Annotated in this window: 2 protein-coding genes; one reads left to right on the top strand and one right to left on the bottom strand. The window is 35.5% G+C overall.

What is annotated here, in order from left to right; all coding sequences use genetic code 11:
• Nucleotides 1-103: 103 nt before the first annotated feature.
• Nucleotides 104-928, bottom strand: coding sequence for a hypothetical protein (locus FVQ77_17405; protein MBW8052081.1), 825 nt, complete (start codon nt 926-928; stop codon nt 104-106).
• Nucleotides 929-1,514: 586 nt separating this feature from the next.
• On the opposite strand from FVQ77_17405, the gene FVQ77_17410 reads away from it, so the two are divergent.
• Nucleotides 1,515-2,474 (top strand): T9SS type A sorting domain-containing protein, encoded by a 960-nt coding sequence (locus FVQ77_17410; GenBank protein MBW8052082.1) that lies wholly within the window; start codon nt 1,515-1,517, stop codon nt 2,472-2,474.
• The last annotated feature ends 66 nt before the right edge of the window (nt 2,475-2,540 follow it).

Below are 2,540 nucleotides of genomic sequence, written 5' to 3' on the forward strand. Positions count from 1 at the left end.
ACCCTGTTCACAGTCTGTTAATTCAATATAATTAATATCAACTTCTGATAGATCTCTGGAAGAAATTGCGATTTTAGGTCTAATAGACAAAAGTTGGTTGCTTTTATTGATTTAATATGGAATTTATTAACTTGATTTTTCTTCTCTGTTTTACACCTGAATGAACTCTCAATTTTGTTTTTAGATTACTGAATATTCCTTCTAAAGAATTATTGGTATTAGGCATTTTAAACTCTATATTATCATACCAGGTAAACAAATAGGGTAAATTATGCTTTAAACTCCTATATGCGCTTCTTATTCGTTTATGTGTATAATGCCATCTCCCTATTTCGGAATTGATCGTTTTTTCAGATAGAAAATTCTTCCACTTTGTGTGCCATTGATCCAGCCCACCTGTAAAACTTTCCTTATCTGTCTTTGTTAAAAGCAAAGTGAGCTCTTTTAATTCTATACCCGCCTCTAAACGAGGTTTTTTAGTAATATACCTGGTTACAATAGCAGCTTGATGATACTGGCACATTTGAACGGGAATATCACCAAATGAACTAAACATGCCTCTTTTTCCGTCACATACAATACCTAATATCTTCCATCCTTTCTCCCGGATATAATTTATGCCACTTACATAATCACTGATGGTTTCATGCTTAACAAATTTCCAATAGATATTTACCTTTTGATAATGATCCCGAAATACCATTACACCAAAATTTCTTCCAAAATAACAGGTGTCCATCATTATCACCGTTTCGTATGGTTCATGATTTTGTCTTTTAACATTTACCTGATCTACTCTTCTTTGAATTGTTCTTTTACTGACTTTGTATTTTTCTGCTAATTCACTATAGGTCTGCTTTTCTCTGACATATTCTTTCCATAATTTTCGTTGTCTTTTGGCCTTTGTGCGTCTCTTGTTCTCAAAAATATGATTACAATCTTTGCAGTAATAACGTTGCTTACCTGAGCGCTTTCCATTCTTTTTGGTATGGTAGCTTTTACAATACGGACATCGTTTTTTTATTCATTGAAATAAAAATTAGGTTTTAAACCCATAATAATACTATTTTTTTCCATATTTTACCCACATTTTTTGTACATTACTTATAATATTACTATTTTTGCGGTGATTTTAGCAACCAACTTTTGTCTATTAGACCTATAATTTACTAATTTACCGATGCCCGTTTGCATAAATTACTAAAAAACTCCATCATGTCAGAAAAAAGTTGATTTTTTAGTAAAAATTACTAATTGAGCTGCAGCCATTTGCGATTTTCCGTTTTGAAAGCGTTTTGGAAGCCCCGATCTTTATGCCGTATTTTATTTTTTTTAAAAAAAAGTATACTTTTTCTTGCATATCAATTATTACTTTAATAGTTTTGCACCGTTTTTAAATTCACTCCGCTGGTTAAACCCCATTGGCATGGCAGCGGGATGAAGCAAACTTAAATAATTATCCAATGGGGTAAACCACCAATCCGCCAACTGGCGGAAAGGTACAAACCAAATTTATGATGAAAAAATTACTATTTATCGCTGTATGTGTACTATGTACATTTACAAGTACAATTTTTGCACAGACTAATCTCGGTCTTGAAGCGTGGTCTCCTAATGGAGCGCCAGGCCCACCACCAGGTGAAGATCCGGATGACTGGGGTACATTAAACGGATTTATGTTTCTTGGATTTCCTCAAACAACTTTCAAGGATTCAATGAATCCTGCAGAAGGTACATTTTCTGCCATGACAATTACCGATACTCTGCCTGGTGCCGTGACTGCCGGAGCATGTTCCGATACAGCCTCGGGTATGTTGTTCCTCGGATTCTATGGCCTGACGACTGGAGAACATGGCGTTGCATATACCAGTAGAGAAATCAAAAGGGTTAATTTCATGTATAAATACATGCCTGTAGATAATGATACGGGTGCAATTACTGTAACATTATCTCACTATGATACATTGCTGGATTCAACTATCAAAGATGGTGTAGGATTAATGTTATTCACACAGTTGGATACCCCCTGGACAGCAGGTAGTGTTGCAATCACCTGGATTACTGCTGATACGCCTGATACATTACAGATCGTTGCAGCAGGAAGCGCTGTTATGTTTTGTGAGTCGCTTTCATTCGGGATTGGAGAACAGAGGAAAGGAACTAAACTGTGGTTAGATGACTTTGTAATAGATACTACTGTAACTGGTATTGATGAATCTGTTGCTGAGTCAAAATCAGTGAACATTTTCCCCAACCCGGCAAATTCATCACTTACAATTCACAGTAAGGATCCGGCAGACCCGATTCTTCTAATTGAGGTGTATAATGCAACCGGACAGTTGGTAAGAAGGGTGTTTAATGTAAATATAACCAGCAGGTATGTGCTGAAAAGGAAGGGTTTACCTTCAGGCCTTTACATGATCAATGTAAAGACTAAAGAGCATAATGTGATGAAAAAGGTTATGTTTGAGTAACCCCGGTTGAATATAAAAAAATTCAACAGGATAAATGTTGTTAAATTCATCTTTTAAGGTGGGAAA

The sequence above is a fragment of the Cytophagales bacterium genome, from assembly GCA_019456305.1.
GTDB lineage: Bacteria > Bacteroidota > Bacteroidia > Cytophagales > VRUD01 > VRUD01.